This window comes from Siphonobacter sp. SORGH_AS_0500 (genome assembly GCF_031453245.1).
Taxonomy (GTDB): domain Bacteria; phylum Bacteroidota; class Bacteroidia; order Cytophagales; family Spirosomataceae; genus Siphonobacter.
The window spans coordinates 1,638,235-1,661,586 of record NZ_JAVIYT010000001.1; the positions used below are offsets into that span (position 1 = coordinate 1,638,235).

Consider the following 23,352-nt stretch of genomic DNA (forward strand, 5'->3'; position numbering starts at 1 on the left):
TTTCCGCCTAATTCCAGGATCATTAATCGAACATTCATGGGTATCGAGGTTGTTGAGCTTATCGTATTATTACTCTTTGGCGTCACCTTTCTAGCCGTTTTTAGCTTTCGTAGTCATTTTCCCTTTCCCATCGCTTTAGTTCTGGTGGGCCTTATCGTAAGCCAGATTCCCGGCTTACCAACGCTGGTTCTGAATCCCGACATTATCTTTTTCATTTTCCTGCCGCCTTTGCTATACGAAGCGGCCTGGAAATCCAGTTGGCATGAATTCAAGGCCAATATCCGCCCGATAACCATGGCGGCAGTCGGCTTGGTTGTTTTCACCACCCTTTGCGTAGGCTGGGTGGTGCATTCCATGATCCCGAATATCAGTTGGGCGGAGGCCTTTTTGTTAGGAGCTATTGTGTCGCCTCCCGATGCCGTTGCTGCTTCGTCGGTTACGAAAGGCTTAGGCTTGAACCCACGGATCATCAGCATTCTGGAAGGAGAAAGCTTATTGAATGATGCCAGCGGACTGATTGTTTATCGCTACGCTCTGGCCGCTATTTTAACCGGAGCTTTTAATTTCTGGGATGCCGGATTACAGTTTTTTATCGTTGTAATTGTTGGCGTAGCTTGTGGCTTGCTGGTGGGTTATGTCCTGTACCTGATCCATAAATATTTTGTTTGCGAGTCTCTGGTCGAAGTAACGCTTACCTTATTAACCCCCTTCGCTTCGTACCTGCTGGCTGAGCATTTCCACGCTTCTGGCGTTCTGGCGGTAGTAACTACCGGTTTGTACTTATCGTATCGTTCTTCGGAAATGTTCTCGACCGAATCCCGGATTCAGGCCAATTCCGTCTGGGAAGTGGTGGGCTTTATCCTGAACGGACTCGTGTTTATTCTCTTGGGTTTACAGCTTCGGGTAGTCATGACGGATCTGGACATGGTAACGACTCACGGCACGCTCATTCTTATGAAATATGGCTTGTTAGTAAGCTTAACGGTGATCGTCGTTCGGTTTATCTGGGTATTACCTGCGTCTATTCGACCGAAATTTCTTTTTCATAAAAAAGACGAACGGGAGTTGCTGGACCGCCGGAACCTGATTATTATCGGCTGGTCAGGCATGCGAGGGGTAGTGTCCATGGCCATTGCTTTGTCCATTCCCTTAACCATTCCTTCAGGAGAGCTTTTCCCGAACCGAAACCTGATTATTTTTCTGACATTCTGCGTGATTATGGTTACGCTGGTGGCTCAGGGATTAACGCTTCCCTGGGTTATTCGTAAGCTGAAAATTCCGAAATACTCCCTGCTGGCGGAAGAATACGAGGTACGTTCGCAGATCATCAGCGAAGTAATGGTACACATCGAAAATAACTTGCAGGACATTGATCATGTAGTGTTAAATCGAATTCGAAATAGTTACCAGAATCGTTTTGAACGGCTTCAGCATACCGAACTTCCCAGGACCGAATGGGCTACTTCTGATAACCGGGCCCTGCGGGTTTTCAATCAGTTCACGCAAGTACAATTGGACGTTATTGAAGTGGAGCGAAAAGTAATTAGCCAGCTTCATCGTAAAGGAACAGTAAGCGAAGAGATTTTAAGAAAAATAGAAGCCGAGCTGGATATCGAGGAGACTCGTTTACAGATGGAAATGGTCAAATAGAGAGGGATAGGATTTACTGGTAAATAGTTGCAGTTAAGTTCTTGTAATAACTCAATAAGAGAAGGTTCGTTTATAAAATGCTGACTATTAGACTGTAAACTAATAACTGAAGCGGCTAAAAACGATTAACTACTTATTATTTCAGAGGGCAGCGTATTAATCATGAAAAAAACGTTACGTTTTCTTGGCTGGTTTTTGCTGGTTCTTTTCCTGTTTTTCAACGTTCTGATGGCTTTTCAGGCGTATCGATTTACGTATTTCTACGAGCCGCAGGAGGCTGTTTTTCGCCGCCCTGAGCAGATGTCTGCCGGAGAGAAAATTTCTGCTGCCTTATTTGGTTTTCGGGCTCCTAAGCGTCCGGTGAAAGAAAAGCCTGATTTCCCTTATCAAACCGTTCGCTTAAAGAATACGGCTCAGCAAACACTGGTGGGCTGGGTTAGTCCGGCTCGGGGAAAATCGAAAGGCACGGTTATTCTTTGGCATGGACATGGTTCCAATAAATCGCGGGTGCTGGCGGAAGCCCGTTCTTTTCATAAATCAGGTTACCAGACGGTTCTCTTTGATTTTCGGGCTCATGGGCAGTCCGAGGGAAATATCTGTACGATTGGATACAAGGAAACCGATGATCTTCGAACGGTGTATAATTGGGTAAAAGCCAGAGGCGAATCGAATATTATCCTTTGGGGGATGTCGATGGGAGCGGCTACCATTTTAAAAGCCGTACCGGAGTATGCATTAAAACCTAAAAAGGTAATCATTGAATGTCCTTTCGGAACGCTGGAAGAGGCCATTAAAGGTCGACTGCGGTCGCTGCATATTCCGGTGCAACCCATCACGAGTCTGTTACTTTTCTACGGAAGTTTGGAGCGGGATATGGATGGGGCGGCCTATCAGCCTGCCACTTACGCAAAACAGTTTGAGATGCCGGTATTGTTGCAATGGGGCCGCAGTGACCCACGGGTTTCGCAGGCTGAAACGGGCCGTATTTTCAAGAACCTGGGCTCTACAAACAAAAAACTGGTGATCTACGAAGAATCGGGTCACCAGTCGTTCTGCCGTCATGAAACGGATAAATGGAAAAAAGAAGTTACTGAATTCCTGAATCAGTGAGTGCATTAAAAATACCGCATCTGTCCGACTTTACCAGTTCCGTTGTCAAACTCATACCGTAGGAAAAACTGCCAGATCGTACTTTCTGTGGTATTAAAGCCGAAGCTTCCGGTTTGGGTAGAATTGAAATCGTAACTGGCTCCTACGCGGAAGCGATCCCCCAACTGAACTTCGGCGGTTCCGAGAATGCCACTTCGTCCACCCAGCGTTTTGAGCGTACTTTGATACCAAAGTCCAATCCCAACCTGCTTTATCCACACCGTTGCATTAACGTCAGCATTGGCCTTAAAACGGGATTCAAGTGTCTGTCCGCGAACGAGCGTAGCTAGCTTGAGCTTTACTTCTTCCGACACATCAAAAAGATAGCCACCCGTCAGAAAAACAGGTCGAAGATTATCGTAGTAATTATTAGAACCGACCAGATTTTGGGCTGAAAGTCCGGCGTAATAACGTGGCGTTTTATACTGAACCCCTAATCCGGCACTGACGGGATACACATTATTACCAATAAAATTGTTGGGTGGAACCACCTGCGTTATCCCCACCTGAGCTCCGATTGATAGCATTTCATTTTCCGAAATCCGGTGACGATAGGCTCCGGTTCCGTAAAAACCTACAGACGCAACGGAATAAGGGTCCCGGAAAGCCTGGAAGCCAACCGCAAACTTTTCTCCCGCCGGAGCATCAAAGGCAAAATATTGAGAACTATAAGTATTTCGATAAAACACCGAGCGACGGCGATTGATGAACGTCAGACTCGTTACGTCGCGACTTCCGGCGTAAGCGGGGTTAATAGCCAGCGGGTTGAAAGGGTAGGAGCTATACGCTGCTTCTAACTGAGCCGAAGCAATTTCAGAAAGGAAAACCAGACAGATTAGTACAAGTAAACGCATACCAGTGGTTGATTGGAAAACGAAATATAAGCAGAGCCGAATGAAAAAGGGAGTATAAAACGACTTTTCAAAAAACCACTTACCCAAGAAAACTAGTTATTCATCCCAATAACGTAGACTAATGATGCGTTTCGAGAGAAGTTTATGTATTCAATCTATCTATAGTTTCTGATAAAGCCATGAAAAAGTATCTAGTCTGGGGCGTTACCCTCCTCGCCCTGAATTCCTGTAGCCGGGATAATGTTGGACCTTATGATGAAACCTTTGCCGATTTTTCGCTGAACAACTTCGATCGCCTCGCCATGAGTAATGGCTTAAAGGTTTCTGTCGTTCAGGGGAATGCGTATCGCATCGTTGCCCACGGTCACCGGGCCGATGTAGATGATCTGGATGTTCGAAAAGTAAATGATGAGTTACGCATTAGTTACCGACATAATCGTAATCGGCAGTATGACATGGAGCTGGAGATTACCATGCCTTATCTGGAATCGGTAGATTTTTCGGGAGCAGTAGAGGCCGATATTACAGGCTTTGAGCAGGAACCTCAGGTAGATGTAAGACTCTCAGGAGCTTCTGAGCTATGGTTTAGTGGAACAGTTGACTTTCTCACCGCAGATCTTTCGGGAGCCAGCGAGCTGGAATTAGAGGGGTATGCGAACCAAATGGATGTTATTCTGTCGGGAGCTTCGGAGCTGGATGCCTTTGAGTTTCCAGTCTATGATGCTGCCGTGGATTTGTCAGGGGCGAGTAAGGCCGAAGTAACCGCTTCTCAAAATCTGAAAGTAAGAGCCGCCGGAGCCAGTGCATTATGGTACCGGGGTAATCCCAGAATGGATGTGCAAAGCTCAGGCGGAAGTACAGTACGCCGGGATTAATTCCTAGTATAAAAGCCGATCAGCTCTAAGAAAAGCCGTTTTGGCCTTAGACAGGGTCTGAATATGACAATTTGGATAAAGCAGGGAGATTATCGAACCGTCTCCCTGCACCACTGGTGCGAGATTCCATTTCTTTTCTAAAAAGGCAGGTTCCTGTCTGCCATCTCCCCGAGTCTGTCATTCAGAGTGAAGCGAAGAACCTTATAATAGGTTTACGAGCTTACTTGACTCTATAGAAACTTTACTACCCCTCACGCCGTCCCATTCTACAGAAGATCTCTCACTTCGTTCGAGAGGACAGTTTAAGGAGCGTTGTTTATACCCCACTGCTCTTTCATCACAAAGCGAAGGCACTTACTTGCCTTCCCATTTTTAACTGATGAAGGTTCTAAAAGCCATGACTTACATAGCGTTCGTCGATTATGGATTTTGCAAAGTCTTTTAGAGCTGATCGGTTTTTTAGGTATTCCCGTCGAAAAAAGGAAGATTCTCATCGCGGGATGCAGGGGGTATGGCATCTTTTGTGGAACTTACATACTTTTCAAATCGAATAAGTAGTTTACCCTTAGATGGTTACCCCTTTTTCAATACGTATTTCAAGAGCCTGGCGAAGCCTGCTTCAGGTGCTATTTTGGAGCCTGTTCGTGGTTTGGCCTTTGGTATTTCCGCCGCAGCCCAGACCTCATCGGCCACCGTCGGGCAAACCGCCCGAACCCAGTTACATGGTGGCCCTAAACCTGATGGCGGTTCTATTCTTCTATCTGAATACCAAGATACTGATTCCTAAAGTACTGGAGAAAAGAGGCATTGGCGTGTACCTGGTAACGGTAGCCAGTTCGGTGCTGGTGATGTTTCTGATTTCGGTGGGGTTACGCTCGCAGTCCCTGGAGTCTGATCTGACCAACGTCCGGTTTATGCTGGGAACCATTTTTCCGGTATTATTCATTTTTTCGTTAAGTACGACGTATCAGATTCTGAACGATTTTCACCGAAAACAACAATCCGAGAAAGAACGTGAAAACGAGCGGCTCAAGTCTGAACTGAGTTTTCTCCGTTCTCAGATTAGTCCTCATTTTCTCTTTAACATTCTGAATAGTATTGTATCGCTGGCTCGGTTCAAACCCGAGTCTGTAGAGCCCGCCACTATTCAGCTAGCCGAGTTAATGCGATACATGCTATACGAATCGGATGAAGCGAAAGTGCCAATTGATAAGGAAGTTAGCTATCTGAAAAGTTACATTGATCTGCAAACCCTCCGTCTGGGAAAAAAAGTACAGGTAGGCTTTAACACGGGGCCCATTAACGGGAATCATTCGATTGAACCTATGTTACTGATTCCTTTTGTCGAGAATGCGTTCAAGCACGGAATCGGCATGATTCATCAGCCTACGATTAGTGTTCAACTGAGCATTGAAGAGGATATTTTGTATTTTCTGGTAAAAAATAAAGTAAGCATGCAACCTGATGACCCGAAAGATCATCGTTCTGGTATTGGGTTGAAAAACGTAGAACGACGACTGAATTTGCTCTATCCCCAACACGAACTCAACATCGTGGAGTCGGAGGGCTGGTATGAAGTTCAATTAACCCTAATGTTTTCATGAATAAAATCCGCTGCGTAGCCGTAGATGACGAGCCACTGGCTTTGGCCTTACTCGCCGATAATATTAACAAAGTACCGTACCTGGAGCTGGTTGCCACCTGCGAAGATGCCCTGGAAACACTGGAAGTAATCAATCGTGAAACGGTTGATTTATTGTTCATGGACATTCAGATGCCGGGCCTCACGGGCACGCAATTTCTGAAATCTCTGACGCAACGGCCTCAGGTTATATTTGTGACCGCTTATGAGCAATACGCTCTCGAAGGTTTTAACCTGAATGTCCTCGATTACCTGCTGAAGCCCGTACCAATGGCTCGTTTTTTACAGGCGACAGAAAAAGCCAGAGAATTTTTTAGCCGCACGAAGGCTGCGGTGACGACGGCTCCGGCGGAAGACCATTTTTTTGTCCATGCCGATTACTCACTGGTGAAAATCCAGGTTCCAACGATTTTATACATTGAAGGACTGAAAGACTATGTGAAGATTCATACCACGGTTCATAGTCGCCCGGTTATTACCCGGATGACCCTAAAAAACCTGGAAGAAATATTACCTGCTCCGGCATTTTTACGCGTGCATCGTTCGTACATCATTGCGACCGATCGGGTGGATGCCATTCGGAAACTGAAGATTACCGTCGCAGGGAACAGCATTCCGGTCAGTGAACAGTACCTGCCTCAGATACTGGAAGTGTTACAGGTAAACAAACACGAGTAGCTTTTTTCGGAAAAACCGTACAATAAAAGCCGCCAGCAACGTTAATAAAGCTAGTGATTAGCCTGAAGTAGAATTTATTTCCGAGTCCTGAAAAGAATGAAGTTTTCGGGAAAGGATACTTAAAGGTAAGAGAGTTATTGTTTTTTAATGGGTAATGTTCTTTTAATCAGTAGTTTATCAAAGCTGCATCCTAGAAAACGGGAAAAGGTCAAAGGAAAGAAGGGCGATAAATCGGAGTTGAAAATGACGAGCGGAAGCAGCTTTTCGACTGAGGGTTTTATTTCCTAAAAACATAAGATTACTTTTGCGTTTTTATTAGGCGAAAGCTGACAAGTAAAAAGGATTTGTATAACTGAGCATGATTCCAGTGAATCACTCCATTACATACATTCCCGGATTAGAAAGCGAAGGTACCGATCAAGCGGAGCTTACGAGTGGACTAATCTATTAATCAACTTTTTCATCATACCGAATTAAATGAAACGGTCTGACTTTTCAATGATGTCTATTTTTTCAAATCCCACCTCTGTGCGTAGTATTTCTCGTGGATTCCGGTCTATGAACCGTTCCCTTTTAATGATTGCTGGTTTAGCAGCCATCGGTTTTTCTTGTGGCAAAAACAACGACACCACTGAGTTTGGTGACTGGACTCGCAAATCAGACTTTGAAGGAGTAGCCCGTGGAGGTGCTGCCAGCTTTGTTATTGGAACGAAGGCATATGTTGCCACAGGTTTAAATAGCAACAGTGAGCGTTTATCTGACATGTGGGAGTACGATTCTCAGTTGAATACCTGGACTCAGAAAGCGAACTTCCCCGGTGTTGCCCGTGCATTAGGATCTGGCTTCACTGCCAATAACAAAGGTTACGTTGGCTTGGGTCAAAATGCGAACAACCAATACTTAAAAGACTTTTATTCATACGATCCCACAGCGAATAAGTGGACGAAAATTGCCGATTATATGGGTAGTGCTCGTTCTGGTTCTGTATCGTTTGTAATCAATAATAAAGGATATGTTGGAACAGGTTATGATGGTAACTATGTGAACGATATCTATTCTTATGATCCCGCTGCTGACGCCTGGACTAAAGAAACGAGCTACGCTGGTGTGAAACGTCGCGGAGCAGTGTCAATGGTTATTAACAATGTTGCTTACGTTGGCACGGGTGAGAACAACGGTTCTAGCCAGAGAGATTGGTGGGTATATGATCCAGCCACGAAAGTTTGGACGCAAAAACTGGACTTTACTTCTGATCAATCCACGATTGCCCGCAGAAATGCTAGTACTTTTGTAATTGGAAACATCGGTTATCTGTTAATGGGTGAAGGTGGAGATTCTTTCGTATGGTCTTATGATCCCGCTACTGATATCTGGACAAAAGTTCAGGATATTTCTACAGGTTCCTGGAAAGTGAAGCCATCTATCAGATCTTTAGCCGTAAGCTTCTCCATTAATAACATTGGATACATCACTACGGGTGGTTCAAGTACCCGTTATGATGATATTTATGCTTTCGATCCTTCCAAACAGCGGGTTGTTGCTGAATAATAGCCATGTTTAGAAAGCGTTGGGTTTGGTTTTTATTCATTATTGGCCTGGTCGCGGTAAGTTTCTATTTCTGGAAATCCCGTTCCTCTTCTTATGAAGTCTCTGTTTTTAAGACGGACATCGGCTGGGGATATCAGATCAGTAACCAAGGGAAACCTTACATCCGTCAGCCCATGATTCCGGGCATTGATGGTGAAAAAGGGTTCAAAGATGCAGAACAGGCAGAAGCTGCCGGTAAACTGGTTCTGCATAAAATAGAAAACCAAGAATTCCCTCCTTCACTAACAGTTGAAGAACTTAAGGAACTGGGTGTAGAAATACCCTAAGCAAGTAAAAAGCGGGAGTGGGTAGATTGCCTGCTCCCGGTTTTGTTTACTCAAAAAATAATCAATGAAGAATAGGAAATCCTGGCTATTGCTATGCTTTGTAGCAAGTTTGCTCTATGTATTAGGGAGTTGCCAGAAAGGAGACCTTAATTTAGGTTCTGAAGTTATTCCTGACGCGAATCTTTCGGTGGTGATGGTTGATACGTTTACCGTAAAACTATCCACAGTAGCCGTAACGGATACGGCTATAACTTCTGCGGATTCCATGATATATGCAGGTCGTTGGAGGGATGCCAATACGGGTGTGCAGGAATTTACCGCTTTCGCTTCTCCTACATTTCCCAGTAATACTCTGAATACCAGAGCATCTTCAATTGTACTTGACTCTACCGTTCTGATTTTACCCCTGTCTTATTCGTATGGGGATAGTGTTCAGACCTTTAAGCTAAGTGCTCACGTCATGACGACGCCCTTAGCTTCCGGTACGCTTTATTACAATACGAATACGTCTGCTCGTTATGCAACGCAACCGCTGGCAGAAAAAAGCTTTTATCCCGGCAAAGGAGGAACCCCCACTGTTCGCATCCGTAAGGATTCATTGGGAGCCATTCTTTTTGACCGATTAAAGACTCGCACCATTCGTGATGATGAAACGCTTCAGCAGGTCTTACCTGGCTTAGCGTTCAAAGGATCTTCGGCTGGAAATGTTATCGTAGGCTTTGGTGTCAATACGGGTAGAAGTCTCATCCGACTCTATTTCCATGATAATAGCTCTACGACCGTAACGTCAGAGAAAATAGACATTGATTTTTCTTACAAGCATTATACACGTTACGGCTTTGATTATAAAGGTACGCCCTTGGCAAATCTGAAAAATCGTTCGGATGCTGTGAATAGTTCACTGACTGGAAATGTCGCTTACATTACGCAGGGCGGACCTTTACGGACGCGGGTTGAGTTCCCCTACTTCGACAATGTATTGATGAGTAGAGATGCGATCTTAGGAGTGAATCGGGCGGAGTTAATATTCGATCCCGTTCGAACGAACTTTAGAGATAATGCACTGCCTCCCAATACTTTGTACTTGTACAAGACGAATGCGGTAAATGATATCCTTACCAGTCAGCCTATCGAAACGATCACTAATTCGTTAACTCCCGTTTCGGCCACCTATACGACGGAAAGTTCGATATATGAAACAAAAGATCATTACACATTCAATGTAACGAACTACTTTAATCAGTTGATGTCGGGCAAAACGCAGTTAGCTCCCATCATTCTGACACCCGGCGTAGGAGCTCAACAGTATCTGAATTTCTCGCGAACATCGCTGGGGAATCGAAATTATTCCTCCGATCGGGTAAGGCTCGTGCTTTACTACACCAATCGCAATCGATAAAAAAATCCCCGGTAGCTCCGGGGATTTTTTTTATCCAGCAATCGCTGGTATTCTCCAGTTATCACAAAAAAGTACAACCTTCAGTACATACGCCCCATCTTTGGTCGTATTTTACAATCTATCCGCTAGGGTGGTTTTTAAAGCCATAACCCCCTGGTTTTATCAACAACTTATGAAACAACTTCTTCCCCTCTGGTTATTGGGCTGTTTTTTCGTACAAACAGCTTTGGGCCAATCTATTGAAAAAGCAACAATTTCCGGTTATGTCAAAGATGCCGCTAACGGCGAAGGACTCATTGGCGTTTCGGTTTTCGTGAAAGAAAAAGCCACCGGAGCCGCTACGAATAGCTACGGCTTTTACTCCATTACCCTGCCCAAAGGAAACTATACGCTGGTGTACAGTTTTGTGGGGTATCAGCGTCAGGAAAAGCAAGTGGATTTGACTCAAAAGGACGTTACGCTAAACCTGGAAATGAAGGATGAAGGCATCCAACTACAGGATGTCGTCGTACGAAGTCAGGCAGCAGACGAAAACGTAAAATCGGTGGAGATGTCGGTTAATAAAGTTGACATCAAGACGATTAAACAAATGCCTGCTTTGCTGGGCGAGGTCGATTTAGTGCGAAGTATTCAGTTGCTGCCGGGCGTTTCGACGGTGGGCGAGGGAGCTTCCGGCTTTAACGTTCGCGGTGGCGATGTAGGGCAAAACCTGATTTTGCTGGATGAAGCTCCGGTTTACAACTCTTCACACCTGTTTGGCTTTTTCTCCGTTTTCAACCCAGATGCCGTTAAAGATGTAAAGCTTGTCAAAGGCGGAATTCCCGCCAATTACGGGGGCCGGATTTCTTCAATTCTGGATGTTCGGATGAAAGAAGGAAACTCTAAGAAACAGCAGATTGAAGGGGGACTTGGATTAATCTTCAGCCGGTTAACTTACGAACGTCCCATTTTTAATGGCAAGGGTTCCTTCATTGTGGCAGGTCGCCGTTCGTACGCGGATATTCTGGCTAAACCCTTTTTAAAGGGAGATTTGAAAGGGGCCGTTTTTAATTTCTACGATCTGACTGCTAAAGGTAATTACCAGCTTAATGACAATAATACCTTCTACGTTTCGGGTTACTTTGGCCGGGATAACTTTGGTGGCGGTGATTTTGGTTTTAACTGGGGAAATGGTACCGTCTCGACGCGTTGGAATCACATCTTTAGTAACCGCCTGTTCCTGAATGTAACCGGTTATTACTCCAACTACAAGTATTCTTTAGGAGCTGATACCAGTCCACGGGATAGCTTCAAGTGGAATTCGCAAATCAAAAGTGCGAGTGGCAAAGCAGACTTCACGTACTTCCTGACGCCCAGTAATCAGTTAACCTTCGGGGGACAGTACATTTATTATGATTCAGCTCCGGGTAAGGCCATCGCCCGTTCGGTAGGAGAAACCGTTGATATTAGTCTGGAAGGACGCCGAGGAGATGAGTCGGCTCTATACGTGGCTAATGAGCAACGCATAGGAAAGCTATTAACCCTGCAATATGGACTTCGGTATTCCATGTTCAGAAGTCTGGCTCCGGGCGATTTGATTACCTACCTTCCCACCACGCCCGGTGATCACCTGGAACCGCAATTGCCCGGCACTCGCGTGGAAAGTGGTGTCCTGAAGAACTATGGTAACTGGGAGCCTCGATTCTCAGCCAAAGTTCAGGTCAACTCGAATGCATCGATTAAAATGAGTTACAACCGTATGGCTCAATACCTGCATTTACTGAGCAACACGGCTGCTTCGTCACCGCTGGATGTCTGGACCCTTTCTTCGTCGAATATCAAACCCGAACTGGCCGACCAAGTAGCTTTGGGCTGGTTCCAGAACTTTAAAAATAACGCTTACGAATTTAGCATTGAAGGATATTACAAAGACCTGCAAAATCAGATTGATTACGTGCGTCGTTCGGATTTGTTGTTGAATCGATTTGTTGAAGGAGATTTATTATACGGCAAAGGTCGTGCTTATGGAGCCGAGTTCTACCTCAAGAAAAACGAAGGAAAACTGACGGGCTGGGTGAGTTATACGCTGGCTCGCACGGAGCGTCTGGTGGACGGGATCAATAATAATAACTGGTTTGCGGCTCGTTTTGATAAAACGCATAACCTGACAGCCGTAGGAATTTATCAAGTGAACGACCGGCTTTCATTCTCGGCAAACTTCGCTGCTTCCTCGGGAACGCCTGCCACGTATCCCACCAGCCGAAGTGAATGGAGTGGGGGAGAACCGGGTCAGGAAATCATCATCGGCGATAACTATTACGATAGCCGTAATGGAAGCCGTATTCCCTGGTACCATCGACTGGATTTATCGGTAACGCGTAAGGCGAAGAAGAAGCTCTTTGGCAAAGGCGATGCCGAGTGGGTGTATTCGATTTACAACGTTTATAATCGTCGGAATCCTTTCTCGGTTTTTGTTCGGCAGAATGAGAACGATCCGCTTCGCACCGAAGCCGTTCGTTATGCCGTACTAGGCTCGCTGATTCCTTCTATTACCTACAACTTTAAGTTCTGATTCAACCATGAAACGATATAGTTTTTTTCTTCTGCTTTTACTGAGCATTTCTTTGATGTCTTGTGAGGACGTTATTAACTTAAAAACTGAAACGGCCCCGACCCGATTAGTAATCGATGGCTGGGTAACCGATCAGTCTGCACCTCAGTATATTAAGTTAACACTTTCTCAGAATTACTTTGATAACTCACGGGCTTTACCCGCCACTGGAGCCACCGTAACGGTTACGGATGATCAGGGGAAAGTGTATACTTTTCTGGATGAGGCCCGGAATGGAACGTATACCTGGAAGCCTGTCGCCAAAGAAGCGATTGGTCGCGTAGGGGGTAGTTACAAACTGACGGTAATGTATAATAACGAAACCTACGAAGCTCAAACGCAGGTAAAACGCGTGCCCCCCATTGACTCGATCACGTATTATTATGATAAGCCCACTTTCGTGGCTGAGGATAGTCCGAAAGAAGGCTATGTAGCCGAGTTTTACAGTACTGATTTTAAAGGGTCCGATGATTGTTACTGGATTAAAGCCTATAAAAACGGAACACGGTACGATAGAAAAGCAACCGACCTGAACATTTCTTACGATGGTGGCTTCAGCAAAGGCGGAAGCACCGATGGTCTGGTTTTTATTCTCCCGATTCGTCGGTCCATCAATCTGAATAAGCTGTTCAGCGAAAATGACTCCCTTCGGGTAGAGTTATTTAGTATTACCCCAGCCACGCACGAATTTATTAACGCAGTTCGGTCAGAGGCGGGAAATCAAGGCTTGTTTGCTACGGCTCCAGCCAACGTTCCCACCAATATCTCCAACAAAAGAGCCGATGGCCCAAGAGCGATGGGCTGGTTTGGAGCTTCGGCGGTCAGTCGCCGATCAACGGTTTTTAAACGGGAAAACGCCATTCCAAAACCCTGATTTTTGCTGAAGTAGGTTGTAGTTACTGAACTAAAAAGGGGAAACACTTTGGGATAATTATAAAAGACTAACGGCAGGTGAAAACCTGCCGTTTTTGTTGGAACAAGAGGCAGTCTCACACCAGAGGTGAAAAGGGACATGCTTTATTGCTACCAGCGTGGCCCGTTTTTTGTGGATAGCTACTGATTCGCCTCCTATCGGCTAGAGCCGAACGACTTTGGCAGTTTTCAAGACCAAGTAAGTTCCTTAAGTCAATAAGGTCCTTCGCTTCGCTCTGAATGACAGGCTTCAGGAGAATGGCAGGCAGGAACGTGGCGTTTTTGAGGAATGAGATGCAATCTCGCACCAGTGATTTATTAGTTGTTAATCCAATAACTAATACCCATCAACGAACAACTACAAAGAGTTACAATAGCGAAATAACTCTACCACGGGTTTTTCGTCGAAGTTGTACCATTTCACGCGGTTAACAAAAAAAGCTACGTCTTCCCGGCGGTCATTTAGTGTTCTATAAATCTGTTTGAGGCGGCCTTTATACTTTACAATTTCTCCATTCGGTTGCTGGAAGTAATAAACATTCCGCTTTTGTTTTTCTTCCTGAAAAGGTACACGAATGACTTGTTCCCGACCAAGTAAGCGAATTCGCCCGTCTACTAACAACTCAAAAAAGGTGGGAACGAAGTGATCGTTATGCTTGAAAGACTCGACGACGAAATTTCGCATTCGATTGGCCTGATAATCGAAAAAGTAGAAGGACGCTACTTTATGAGCCGAAAGTACAGTAGTAACGCCATCAAGATTAAACTCCAGAAGACCCAGATCGGCATTGAAATGCAATTCTCCACTCAGCCATTCCCCATTTTGTAATTGCACCTTTCCAGAGTTCCAGTGGGTTTCAGGGTCTGAAAGTGCAAAGCTTAAGGTAGCAATCAAAAGGTAACAATTGACCAAAGCAAATTTTAAGATAGTAAACGTTTTCATGGCAAATATTTCTCAGAAACTGAATTGAAGAAATTTATTAGAGGTACTTTTTGTATTATACCCAATAATCTTTGATTTATTTTGTACTTGTCAAAGTAAAAATTGGATTAATTAAACAAATGTGTCAAAATTTATCGATTACTTCCAAAGAAAATATCGATTTTTTAGTCCTTATTTTCAGAGGGTTAGGGGTTATTAATAGGGGAATTAATTCATAAAAAAACGTCTTCCCAAAACTTGAGAAGACGTTTTCATTTAATGATATATGTAATAAGTAAGTTCTTAGCATCATTGAACCATACATGGTACGGTTGTAAAACGTTGACTATCAATCAAGTACTTATTAAATCAAAGGCTTAAGTCCATTCAGTAAATGACCCATTTTATCACGCTTCGTTGTCAGATAACGCTCATTGTGGGGATTAGAAGGAATTTCGATGGGCACGGTTTCTACAATTTCGATTCCATATCCTGCCAAAGCCGAACGCTTTTTGGGATTATTAGACATCAGACGGAGTTTGCTAACGCCTAGATCGCGAAGAATCTGAGCTCCTACGCCGTAATCACGCTGATCCATCTGGAAGCCTAACTCAAGGTTAGCTTCAACGGTATCGCGGCCCATTTCCTGAAGCTTGTAGGCTTTCAGCTTGTTCAACAAACCAATACCACGGCCTTCCTGAAACATATAGAGCACTACACCTTTGCCCTCTTTTTCTACCATCTGCATGGCCCGGTGTAACTGTTCCCCGCAATCACAACGGCAGGAGCCGAAGATATCGCCTGTTACGCAGGAGCTGTGTACGCGGGTCAATATGGCTTCACCTTCCTCCCAAGTGCCTTTCACCAAAGCCAGATGCGTGTCGTTTGTGGCTACCTGCGTGTAGGCAATCAGACTAAAATTGCCCCATTCAGTAGGCATATCCACGCCAATTTCCCGTTTGATGAGGGATTCAGTGCGTAAACGGTAAGCAATCAAATCTTTGATACTTACCAGTTTCATGTCGAATTTATCGGCGAAGGCTCGAAGCTGAGGTAAGCGAGCCATCGTGCCGTCTTCGTTCAGAATTTCGATGAGCGTACCGGAAGGTTTCAAACCAGCAAGAACGGCAAAATCAATTGCAGCTTCGGTATGGCCGGGACGACGCAAAACGCCTTCTGCCCGAGCTTTCAGGGGAAAAATATGGCCGGGGCGACCTAAATCTTCGGGTTTCGTTTCGGAATCTACCAGAGCCCGAATCGTTTTAGCCCGGTCAGAGGCTGAAATTCCGGTGGTACAGCCATTCCCTAATAAATCAACGGAAACAGTGAAGGCTGTTTCGTGATTGGATGTGTTATTCCCAACCATCATATCCAGGTCCAGTTCCCGGCAACGTTCTTCCGTCAGGGGAACACAAATGAGGCCCCGGGCTTCCTTGGTCATAAAATTGACCATCTCGGGTGTGATCAACTCCGAGGCACAAATTAAATCGCCTTCATTTTCACGATCTTCGTCGTCAACAACAACAATGATCTTTCCGGCTTTAATGTCTTCTATAGCATCCTCGATGCGATCTAATTGAATGGGACTCTCTTCCATGGCTGCTTACCTATAATCGGAGTTTTAATGTCGGGTTTTGCCAAAATCAGCTTTAAAATATACGCCTGAGGCGATCTGATGCGTTGTGACTACACTGAACACGCAAAATTGGCGTTAGGTTTCGTCGGTAAAAAATGGTGTTTGGATATTCAAAACTACGGCCCTATTTTGGAATGATGGCAGGATTAACGGAAATTTGATTCGCCATACAGCTTTGACACAACCTTCAGATGCGAATACGGATACTTTTTTTGATTTTAGGAATAGCGTGTAAAAGCTGGGCTCAGTGCCCGACACCAGATAAGGTGTTAGGTACTCAACAAACCGGAAAGTTAAGTATTAAGATTAATAGCCAGATGGCTACGGCCAAACTAGTATCAGGAACTGCTACTGATGTAATCAAAATTTGTAGGGGTAATACCTTATATGTTGAAGATCAGTCTACTAATAATAATCCTTCTTTGTCTGGATATTACTTTGAGTATAGTAACCAAGCTTTTGATTTAAGAAATGGAGAACCAGCAGGAAAGGTAACCAGTAATTCTTACATCTATAATACGCCAGGAACTTATGCACTTATTCTTACTGGTAGTTCCTTAAATGGCGGACATTATGCTTGTCAAACTGTTCAAGTTACAGATAACCCTAAACCCATCTTTACCGCCAAATCTTGCTCCAATCGTCAGGTAACTATAGAAATTCCACAGGATGCCTCGAAGAATCCTTACGATACGTTCATTATCAATTGGGGAGACGGAACTTCCGAAACGCTCACCAAGGACAAATTACCTTATACCAAAACCTATACGTACACCGCAAGTACCCCCAATACCGTAAACATAATTGTGTCGGGGGGATACACCGGAAGTGCCTGTACGAATAACAGCGACCCTTTAAGTGTTAATATCAACACACCCGCTACGTTTACCCCGGCTATTACGCAATTAGAGCTTGCTAATGATAAGAAAGCCGTAACCATTCAGTTTGTAGGAAGTACAGCTTTTAACCAAAACATTTACCAGAAAGAAGTAAATGGAATGTATCAGGCAACGGGTTTGGGCTCAGGAAATGGGGGAGCTACTTCGTTAACGGTTAATCAGTTAGATCCAGCGAAGCAATACTGCTTTCAGGTAAGGACGGAAGTGCCAGCGGGTTGCGGGAATAGCGGCATTTCGCCCGAAGTTTGCACGATTCCCCTAACGGTATCAGCCAGTTCTCAAAAAATGGATATTAACTGGAAAGGGTATCCTAATGCTCCAGATTTTGAGTCATATACCGTTTATAAAGATAACAAAGAGGTAGCCGTTATTACAGATATCACTAAGCTGAGTTTTACTGATCCAGATGTAGTTTGTGGGAAGTCTTATTGCTATCGGGTAGTAGCTAGCGTAAAGGGGGTAGAGTCTATTTCAGATGCTATATGTAAAGAAATAGATTCTAATGATAAGCCCGAATCCATTTCGGATTTATACACAACAGTAGCCAAACAGGGAGTACTGGTAGACTGGAGCATTCCTGGCGGTGGAGAAGCCTTAAGCGAACGTATTCGGAAGGCCAATGGTGGCGGAAATTTTCAGGACATTCCTGCCAGTCAGGTTAAAAAACCGTTTGCGGATAGTGCCGTGGATGTCAATCGCTTATCCTATTGTTATCAGGTGGCTTACCAGAGTGCCTGCCGTACCAACTCCGATTTTTCATCATCTGTCTGCACTATTTTTGCCAGTCAACAAGACAATTACATTCAGTGGACTTCCGCTAATCCCTTTACAAGTGACCTGGTCTCGTACCGGGTTCAGGTGGTCGATGCTCAGGGAACTGTCGTCGGTTCTCAGAACGTAGGGCTGCAAACGAAAGTCAGTTTAACGAGTTTAACCATTCCGATTCAGTCGGGGTACGAATACCGGATTGAGGCCCTTTCGGAGAGTGGGCGTGTAAGCGTTTCCAATACCATTCCCCTTTTCGAATCCGTTCGGATTTACGTTCCGCAGGCTTTTTCTCCCAATGGGGATGCCCAGCATGACATTTTTCTGCCGAAAATGCTGAACGTAACCCAGATGAAAATGGTCATTTTTGATCGATGGGGAAATCCCATTTTTTCTTCGGAGGATATGAATCGGGGTTGGGATGGTTTGGTGAATGGTTCCCCGGCTCCAGTAGGTAGTTATTCGTATCGGGTCGATATTCGTAACGATGCCGGTAACTCCTTCACCAAAAGAGGCGTTTTTCAGCTCATTCGGTAAGGGAGGAATGTCCTATTGTCAGGTCTGCATTCGGCGGCAGGACTTTTTTGATGCTGAATTACCTACTTTTGCAATTAGTTAACAAAAACGACAACAGCACATGTTTGATATGATGGGCATGATGGGCAAGATGAAAGAAATGCAAGCCCGCATGAAAGACGCTCAGGAATCTCTGCCTTCCATTACGGAAACAGCCGAAGCCGGTGCCGGATTAGTAAAGGCAACCGTGAACGGTCGTAAGCAACTGATTCATTTGGAAATTGACCCTGATTTGGTGAAACCCGAAGACACGGAAATGCTTCGTGACCTGATCGTGGCTGCCACCAATAAAGCTCTGGAAGCCGTTGAGGCCAAAGTAGCAGATCATCTGAAACAGGCTACCGACGGATTATTACCCAATATCCCCGGCATGGACAGTCTGTTTGGTAAGTAATCATTCTTTATATATTTCAGAAAGAGAAAAGGCTGCTATCGGTCTTTTCTCTTTGAGTTTATTTCCCCCTTGCTCGGCTATCAGGCCCCGCAACATGATATGGATCTTTTAGCCATTGTTATTCTTAATTACAACGGTAAGGCTTACCTCGAAAAATTCCTTTCTTCGGTTGTCAGGCATTCCGGCGAGCACGCAGTTTATGTGGCTGATAATGGCTCGACGGACGATTCTGTTCACTGGCTGAAAGAACATTTTCCGCAGGTTCGGTTGGTCGTCAATGCTTCCAATTTAGGTTTTGCCGGAGGGTATAACGAAGCTCTGAAACAGATTTCGGCGAAGTATTACTGCCTTCTGAATTCAGACGTGGAAGTAACGGCGGGCTGGATTGATCCGGTGCTGAGTTTACTGGAGAATAATGAAAAAATTGCGGCGGTTCAACCCAAAATTCTGGACTATAACTACCGTAAACACTTTGAGCATGCCGGTGGTGTTGGGGGGTATCTGGACGTATTGGGTTATCCTTTTACCAGAGGACGGATGTTTAATTTTCGGGAAGAAGACCTGGGGCAATACGATACCGATAAACAATGTTTCTGGGCTTCTGGAGCCTGTTTTTTTGTTCGGGCGGATATTTTCAAAGGCTTGCATGGATTTGATAGCGACTTTTTTGCTCACATGGAGGAGATTGACCTGTGCTGGCGAATTCAGTTGCTAGGCTATCAGGTCTGGGCGACGCCGAAATCAACCGTCTACCACGTCGGGGGCGGCACGCTGGATTACCAGAATCCGCGAAAGACTTTTCTGAATTTTCGCAATAGCCTGGCGATGTTATATAAAAACTTACCTGCTCATCACTTGTATCGCCTGATTCTCATTCGACTGGTGCTGGATGGTACTGCTGGAATCCGATACTTTTTCGCGGGCTTCCCACGTTCTTGTTGGGCCATTGTTCAGGCTCATTTTTCCTTTTATGCCGAATTGCCCAAATGGCACCGCAAACGAAAAGAGATTAAAACATTACGCAATCTGGGCAATCCAGTGGAGCGGTATGAGAAGAGCATTGTATCGGCATACTTTTTTCACAGATACCAGAAGTTCTCGGAATTAAAGGGCATAAAGTAAGTTATTGATTATACGATAGTTTACTGGGCTCAACTAAAGTATATGAATAGCAAATCAGTCCAGTTTCAGTATCCAGCTGAATTTCCCGAGCAAGTCCGAATGCTTGAGAAACTGAATCTGCTATTTACGGGGATTGTCCACGTGTACGATCTTGAAACCCGCCGTATTATCTACATCAACCATCGTTTCACGGAGTTATTAGGGTATTCTTTACAGGAATTGGAGGAGTGGGAGGGTAATCTGGAAGTGCCCGTATTGCCCGATGATTTATGGTCCCAGAAAGAGGAAAAGCTTGAAGCTTTATTACGGAAAGAACTAAACGCGATCGAGTGCGAAACCCGACTGAGACACAAAGACCAATCCGAGCGAACCTATAAAACCCGGCTTACCATTTTTCGGGAAGACGAACACGGCAATCCGCTGGAGTTAATCGGGATTTCGGAAGATATAACCGAGCAGGTAAATCGTTACAAGACCCTTTTGCAGCAACAGGAAATGCACCGCATTACTGAACAGGCTTTCCACTTCGGCAGTTGGGAGAAAAACCTGGAAACCGGGGAGTTAGTCTGTTCGGATGGACTGTATAAAATCATGGGTCATCCGCCGGAAATGATGAGTACTAACTGCGAAGAGTACACCTCACTATTCACTTTTCTGGACAAGAGAGATGACACGATGGTGAGCCAGACGGTGCAGGAAGCTATTCGAAATCATCAACCTTTTCGGTTGGAACACCGGGTATTGACTCAATCGGGCAAGAAAAAAGTATTAATGGTGGTGGGTCGCCCCGTACTGAATGAAAACGGCACGGTAAGCCTGTTGGTAGGAAGTATTGCGGACATAACTATGCTCCGCCAGTACGAACAGGAGTTGCGATTGAAAATAGAAGAGTTACAGCGTTCGAACGGTGAGCTGGAACAGTTTGCGTACGCGGCTTCGCATGATTTGCAGGAACCCCTGCGGAAGATTTCATCCTTTGTTACGCGACTGCGGGCCAAATTAGGGGATACGCTAGAAGACGAAGCCGAAGATTACATGCGACGCACGCTACAGGCTATCGACCGCATGAAGAGCCTTATTGATGCATTGCTTTTATTATCGCGGGTAACCCGACAGGGAAATGTCAAGGAAAGCGTTTCCCTGGCTCATATCGTGCAGGACGTGTTGGATGATCTGGACACTCAGATATCCGAGAAAAAAGCCTTTATTGAGATAGACGAGCTGCCGACGATAGAAGCGGTACCCGTACAGATGCGGCAGTTGTTTTATAACCTACTGGGAAATGCTCTTAAGTTTACGGACCCTTCCCGCGTGCCGCATATTCAACTAAAGGCCACGCCTTTGCCGCTGGAAGAGGCCCGCGAAAAAGGGTTATCAACTCATTTTCAGTGGATGAAAATAACCGTTAAGGACAACGGTATTGGTTTCGAGCCGGAATATAAGGAACGCATCTTTCAGGTTTTTCAACGCCTGAACGGACGTTCCGAGTTTGAGGGTACGGGCATTGGGTTGGCCCTTTGCCGAAAAATCGTAGAATTCTGTGGAGGTACCATTACCGCTGAAAGTCAGTTGGGTCAGGGCACTTGCTTTACTTTTTATTTACCTGCCGCCCTTTAATTCAAGGTACTGGATCATGTCCATGACCACCCCAGGGATGACAACTGGCAATGCGGCGAATCGCCAGCCAGCCACCTTTCCAGGGACCGTATTTTTCAATGGCCTGAATGGCGTATTGAGAACAGGTGGGCGTATAACGGCAGGAATTACCCAGGTAAGGGGAAAGAGCTCCCTGATAAATTCGCACCAGAATGATCAAAAACCTACGCATAAGTGTGGTATAGTAGGGTAGTTTATTTTTAAAGTAATTGTTAAAGCGGGAAATCAGTTCTTAGAAATGAAACGTTCTATGAAAAAAATGGATCGCTAAAGTGAATATTTTCTTACTTTTGCCATATATCCCCAACAGTTCTTCCTCAAAATAGAGAGCATCGTGACGTTGATTAAATCTATCTCCGGAATCCGGGGAACCATTGGTGGAAACGTGGGTGAATCCCTAACCCCCGTTGACATAGTTAAATTTTCCGCAGCATTCGGAACGTGGTTAAAACTTAATTCTCCCGAGAATAAAAAAATTGTCATTGGACGTGACGCCCGTCTTTCGGGTGAAATGGCCGTACGTCTGGTTTCTGCTACTTTGCAGGGACTTGGACTAAATGTGATTGATCTGGGATTATCAACGACTCCAACCGTTGAAATGGCTGTTCCCGCCGAGCAGGCTGCTGGTGGTATTATTTTAACGGCCAGTCATAATCCGATCCAGTGGAACGCTTTAAAGTTATTAAACGCAAAAGGCGAATTTATTTCAGCCGAAGAAGGAGCTCAGGTTTTGGCAATTGCTGAGGCAGAATCTTTTTCTTTCGTAGAAGTGAAAAAACTAGGTAGCTACCAGCAGGATGATACCTATCTTCAGAAGCACATTGATGCCATTCTGGCTCTGCCGCTGGTAGATAAAGAGGCCATCGCTGCGGCTAATTTTAGTATCGTTGTGGACGCTGTCAACTCTTCAGGAGGGATTGCCGTTCCTATGATTCTGGAAGCTTTGGGGGTAACTAGAATTGTAAAACTTCACTGTGAACCAACGGGTTACTTCGCTCACAACCCTGAGCCTTTACCCGAACACCTGACCGATATTCGTAAAGAACTTCGTTCTGGAAAGCATAGCCTGGGTATTGTCGTAGATCCTGATGTAGATCGTCTGGCGTTTGTGGCTGAAGATGGCGAACCTTTCGGTGAAGAATACACGCTGGTTGCTGTCGCGGATTACATCCTCAAAAACAACGTAGGTAATACGGTTTCTAACCTTTCATCGACTGTTGCTTTGCGAGATGTTACCCAAAAAGCCGGTGGTACTCATTACTCGGCTGCCGTTGGCGAAGTGAACGTAGTTACCAAAATGAAAGAAGTAGGAGCCGTGATTGGGGGTGAAGGAAATGGCGGTATCATTTACCCTGAGCTTCACTACGGACGCGATGCATTGGTAGGAATCGCCCTCTTTCTGACGCACTTAGCTAAGTTTGGTAAATCTGTTTCGATGCTGCGTCGTTCCTATCCAAATTATTATATCTCAAAAAACAAGATTGAGTTAACTCCAGAACTGAACGTTGATGTAGTGCTGGAGCGAATTCAAAGCAAATACGCTCGTCAGCCGATTAATAGCGAAGACGGGGTGAAAATTGAGTTTGGTAACGAATGGGTTCACTTACGTAAGTCAAATACCGAACCCATCATTCGGATTTATTCAGAATCTGACTTTATGACGAAAGCAGAAAATCTGGCTAAAAAGATTATTCAGGATATTAAAGAAGTAGTTGCTACGCTTTAATAAGCTTACTTCAGGTGAATAACGAAGAAACCC

Annotated in this window: 19 protein-coding genes; 15 read left to right on the forward strand and 4 right to left on the reverse strand. The window is 45.0% G+C overall.

All coding sequences use genetic code 11. The features are described 5' to 3' along the window. Positions 1 to 36 precede the first annotated feature (36 nt). Positions 37 to 1,650, forward strand: a complete 1,614-nt coding sequence (locus tag QE357_RS06755; RefSeq protein ID WP_309706490.1) for a Na+/H+ antiporter — start codon at positions 37 to 39, stop codon at positions 1,648 to 1,650. Between the two features lie 162 nt (positions 1,651 to 1,812). Further along, complete coding sequence (locus tag QE357_RS06760) at positions 1,813 to 2,760, forward strand: alpha/beta fold hydrolase (RefSeq protein WP_309706491.1); 948 nt, start codon at positions 1,813 to 1,815, stop codon at positions 2,758 to 2,760. Positions 2,761 to 2,765: 5 nt separating this feature from the next. On the opposite strand, the gene QE357_RS06765 is transcribed toward QE357_RS06760, so the two are convergent. Further along, positions 2,766 to 3,653, reverse strand: a complete 888-nt coding sequence (locus tag QE357_RS06765) for a PorP/SprF family type IX secretion system membrane protein (RefSeq protein WP_309706492.1) — start codon at positions 3,651 to 3,653, stop codon at positions 2,766 to 2,768. A 179-nt stretch (positions 3,654 to 3,832) separates the two neighbouring features. On the opposite strand from QE357_RS06765, the gene QE357_RS06770 reads away from it, so the two are divergent. From QE357_RS06770 to QE357_RS06805, 8 genes are all read left to right on the forward strand, one after another. After that, the gene (locus tag QE357_RS06770; RefSeq protein WP_106635411.1) at positions 3,833 to 4,528 is read left to right on the forward strand and encodes a head GIN domain-containing protein; all 696 of its coding nucleotides are present in this window, start codon (positions 3,833 to 3,835) and stop codon (positions 4,526 to 4,528) included. Positions 4,529 to 5,097: 569 nt separating this feature from the next. Then, on the forward strand, positions 5,098 to 6,132 hold the full coding sequence (locus QE357_RS06775; RefSeq protein WP_309706493.1) for a histidine kinase: 1,035 nt from the start codon (positions 5,098 to 5,100) through the stop codon (positions 6,130 to 6,132). Beyond that, positions 6,129 to 6,848, forward strand: a complete 720-nt coding sequence (locus QE357_RS06780) for a response regulator (protein WP_309706494.1) — start codon at positions 6,129 to 6,131, stop codon at positions 6,846 to 6,848. The genes QE357_RS06775 and QE357_RS06780 overlap by 4 nt, the downstream gene beginning before the upstream one ends. 558 nt (positions 6,849 to 7,406) lie before the next feature. Further along, positions 7,407 to 8,396 (forward strand): kelch repeat-containing protein, encoded by a 990-nt coding sequence (locus QE357_RS06785; protein ID WP_232793571.1) that lies wholly within the window; start codon positions 7,407 to 7,409, stop codon positions 8,394 to 8,396. Between the two features lie 5 nt (positions 8,397 to 8,401). Next, positions 8,402 to 8,722 (forward strand): DUF4907 domain-containing protein, encoded by a 321-nt coding sequence (locus QE357_RS06790; protein WP_106635414.1) that lies wholly within the window; start codon positions 8,402 to 8,404, stop codon positions 8,720 to 8,722. Positions 8,723 to 8,786: 64 nt separating this feature from the next. Continuing rightward, entirely contained in the window at positions 8,787 to 10,121 is a 1,335-nt protein-coding gene (locus tag QE357_RS06795) for a DUF4270 family protein (RefSeq protein ID WP_106635415.1), read from the forward strand. Between the two features lie 172 nt (positions 10,122 to 10,293). Next, on the forward strand, positions 10,294 to 12,672 hold the full coding sequence (locus QE357_RS06800; RefSeq protein WP_309706495.1) for a TonB-dependent receptor: 2,379 nt from the start codon (positions 10,294 to 10,296) through the stop codon (positions 12,670 to 12,672). A gap of 7 nt (positions 12,673 to 12,679) precedes the next feature. Beyond that, positions 12,680 to 13,585: a DUF4249 domain-containing protein gene (locus QE357_RS06805; RefSeq protein ID WP_309706496.1), complete on the forward strand. Its 906-nt coding sequence runs from the start codon at positions 12,680 to 12,682 to the stop codon at positions 13,583 to 13,585. A gap of 396 nt (positions 13,586 to 13,981) precedes the next feature. Here QE357_RS06805 and QE357_RS06810 read toward each other — a convergent pair whose 3' ends face one another. Together QE357_RS06810 and QE357_RS06815 are read right to left on the reverse strand one after the other, a co-directional pair. Beyond that, positions 13,982 to 14,566, reverse strand: coding sequence for a hypothetical protein (locus QE357_RS06810; protein ID WP_309706497.1), 585 nt, complete (start codon positions 14,564 to 14,566; stop codon positions 13,982 to 13,984). A gap of 343 nt (positions 14,567 to 14,909) precedes the next feature. Next, a complete protein-coding gene (locus tag QE357_RS06815) occupies positions 14,910 to 16,142 on the reverse strand; it encodes a bifunctional 3,4-dihydroxy-2-butanone-4-phosphate synthase/GTP cyclohydrolase II (RefSeq protein WP_106635419.1) in 1,233 nt (410 codons plus the stop codon). A 230-nt stretch (positions 16,143 to 16,372) separates the two neighbouring features. Between QE357_RS06815 and QE357_RS06820 the strand changes: the two genes are divergently transcribed. From QE357_RS06820 to QE357_RS06835, 4 genes are all read left to right on the forward strand, one after another. Beyond that, entirely contained in the window at positions 16,373 to 18,382 is a 2,010-nt protein-coding gene (locus QE357_RS06820) for a T9SS type B sorting domain-containing protein (protein WP_309706498.1), read from the forward strand. A gap of 100 nt (positions 18,383 to 18,482) precedes the next feature. After that, on the forward strand, positions 18,483 to 18,815 hold the full coding sequence (locus QE357_RS06825) for a YbaB/EbfC family nucleoid-associated protein (RefSeq protein ID WP_106635421.1): 333 nt from the start codon (positions 18,483 to 18,485) through the stop codon (positions 18,813 to 18,815). 99 nt (positions 18,816 to 18,914) lie between these two features. After that, positions 18,915 to 19,937, forward strand: coding sequence for a glycosyltransferase family 2 protein (locus tag QE357_RS06830; RefSeq protein ID WP_309706499.1), 1,023 nt, complete (start codon positions 18,915 to 18,917; stop codon positions 19,935 to 19,937). 42 nt (positions 19,938 to 19,979) lie between these two features. Beyond that, entirely contained in the window at positions 19,980 to 21,554 is a 1,575-nt protein-coding gene (locus tag QE357_RS06835; RefSeq protein ID WP_309706500.1) for an ATP-binding protein, read from the forward strand. Position 21,555: 1 nt separating this feature from the next. On the opposite strand, the gene yidD is transcribed toward QE357_RS06835, so the two are convergent. Beyond that, entirely contained in the window at positions 21,556 to 21,765 is a 210-nt protein-coding gene (gene yidD / locus QE357_RS06840) for a membrane protein insertion efficiency factor YidD (protein WP_106635424.1), read from the reverse strand. 162 nt (positions 21,766 to 21,927) lie between these two features. On the opposite strand from yidD, the gene glmM reads away from it, so the two are divergent. Next, the gene (gene glmM, locus QE357_RS06845) at positions 21,928 to 23,319 is read left to right on the forward strand and encodes a phosphoglucosamine mutase (RefSeq protein WP_106635425.1); all 1,392 of its coding nucleotides are present in this window, start codon (positions 21,928 to 21,930) and stop codon (positions 23,317 to 23,319) included. Positions 23,320 to 23,352 lie beyond the last annotated feature (33 nt).

Excerpts from the sequence above, each read along its gene's own strand:
- QE357_RS06815 (WP_106635419.1), bottom strand. The coding sequence starts at position 16,142 with ATGGAAGAGAGTCCCATTCAATTAGATCGCATCGAGGATGCTATAGAA.
- QE357_RS06755 (WP_309706490.1), top strand. The coding sequence starts at position 37 with ATGGGTATCGAGGTTGTTGAGCTTATCGTATTATTACTCTTTGGCGTC.
- QE357_RS06835 (WP_309706500.1), top strand. The coding sequence starts at position 19,980 with ATGAATAGCAAATCAGTCCAGTTTCAGTATCCAGCTGAATTTCCCGAG.
- QE357_RS06785 (WP_232793571.1), top strand. The coding sequence starts at position 7,407 with ATGAACCGTTCCCTTTTAATGATTGCTGGTTTAGCAGCCATCGGTTTT.
- QE357_RS06800 (WP_309706495.1), top strand. The coding sequence starts at position 10,294 with ATGAAACAACTTCTTCCCCTCTGGTTATTGGGCTGTTTTTTCGTACAA.
- QE357_RS06775 (WP_309706493.1), top strand. The coding sequence starts at position 5,098 with ATGGTTACCCCTTTTTCAATACGTATTTCAAGAGCCTGGCGAAGCCTG.
- QE357_RS06760 (WP_309706491.1), top strand. The coding sequence starts at position 1,813 with ATGAAAAAAACGTTACGTTTTCTTGGCTGGTTTTTGCTGGTTCTTTTC.
- QE357_RS06770 (WP_106635411.1), top strand. The coding sequence starts at position 3,833 with ATGAAAAAGTATCTAGTCTGGGGCGTTACCCTCCTCGCCCTGAATTCC.
- QE357_RS06790 (WP_106635414.1), top strand. The coding sequence starts at position 8,402 with ATGTTTAGAAAGCGTTGGGTTTGGTTTTTATTCATTATTGGCCTGGTC.
- QE357_RS06820 (WP_309706498.1), top strand. The coding sequence starts at position 16,373 with ATGCGAATACGGATACTTTTTTTGATTTTAGGAATAGCGTGTAAAAGC.
- QE357_RS06825 (WP_106635421.1), top strand. The coding sequence starts at position 18,483 with ATGTTTGATATGATGGGCATGATGGGCAAGATGAAAGAAATGCAAGCC.
- QE357_RS06810 (WP_309706497.1), bottom strand. The coding sequence starts at position 14,566 with ATGAAAACGTTTACTATCTTAAAATTTGCTTTGGTCAATTGTTACCTT.
- QE357_RS06795 (WP_106635415.1), top strand. The coding sequence starts at position 8,787 with ATGAAGAATAGGAAATCCTGGCTATTGCTATGCTTTGTAGCAAGTTTG.
- yidD (WP_106635424.1), bottom strand. The coding sequence starts at position 21,765 with ATGCGTAGGTTTTTGATCATTCTGGTGCGAATTTATCAGGGAGCTCTT.
- QE357_RS06830 (WP_309706499.1), top strand. The coding sequence starts at position 18,915 with ATGGATCTTTTAGCCATTGTTATTCTTAATTACAACGGTAAGGCTTAC.
- QE357_RS06805 (WP_309706496.1), top strand. The coding sequence starts at position 12,680 with ATGAAACGATATAGTTTTTTTCTTCTGCTTTTACTGAGCATTTCTTTG.
- QE357_RS06765 (WP_309706492.1), bottom strand. The coding sequence starts at position 3,653 with ATGCGTTTACTTGTACTAATCTGTCTGGTTTTCCTTTCTGAAATTGCT.
- QE357_RS06780 (WP_309706494.1), top strand. The coding sequence starts at position 6,129 with ATGAATAAAATCCGCTGCGTAGCCGTAGATGACGAGCCACTGGCTTTG.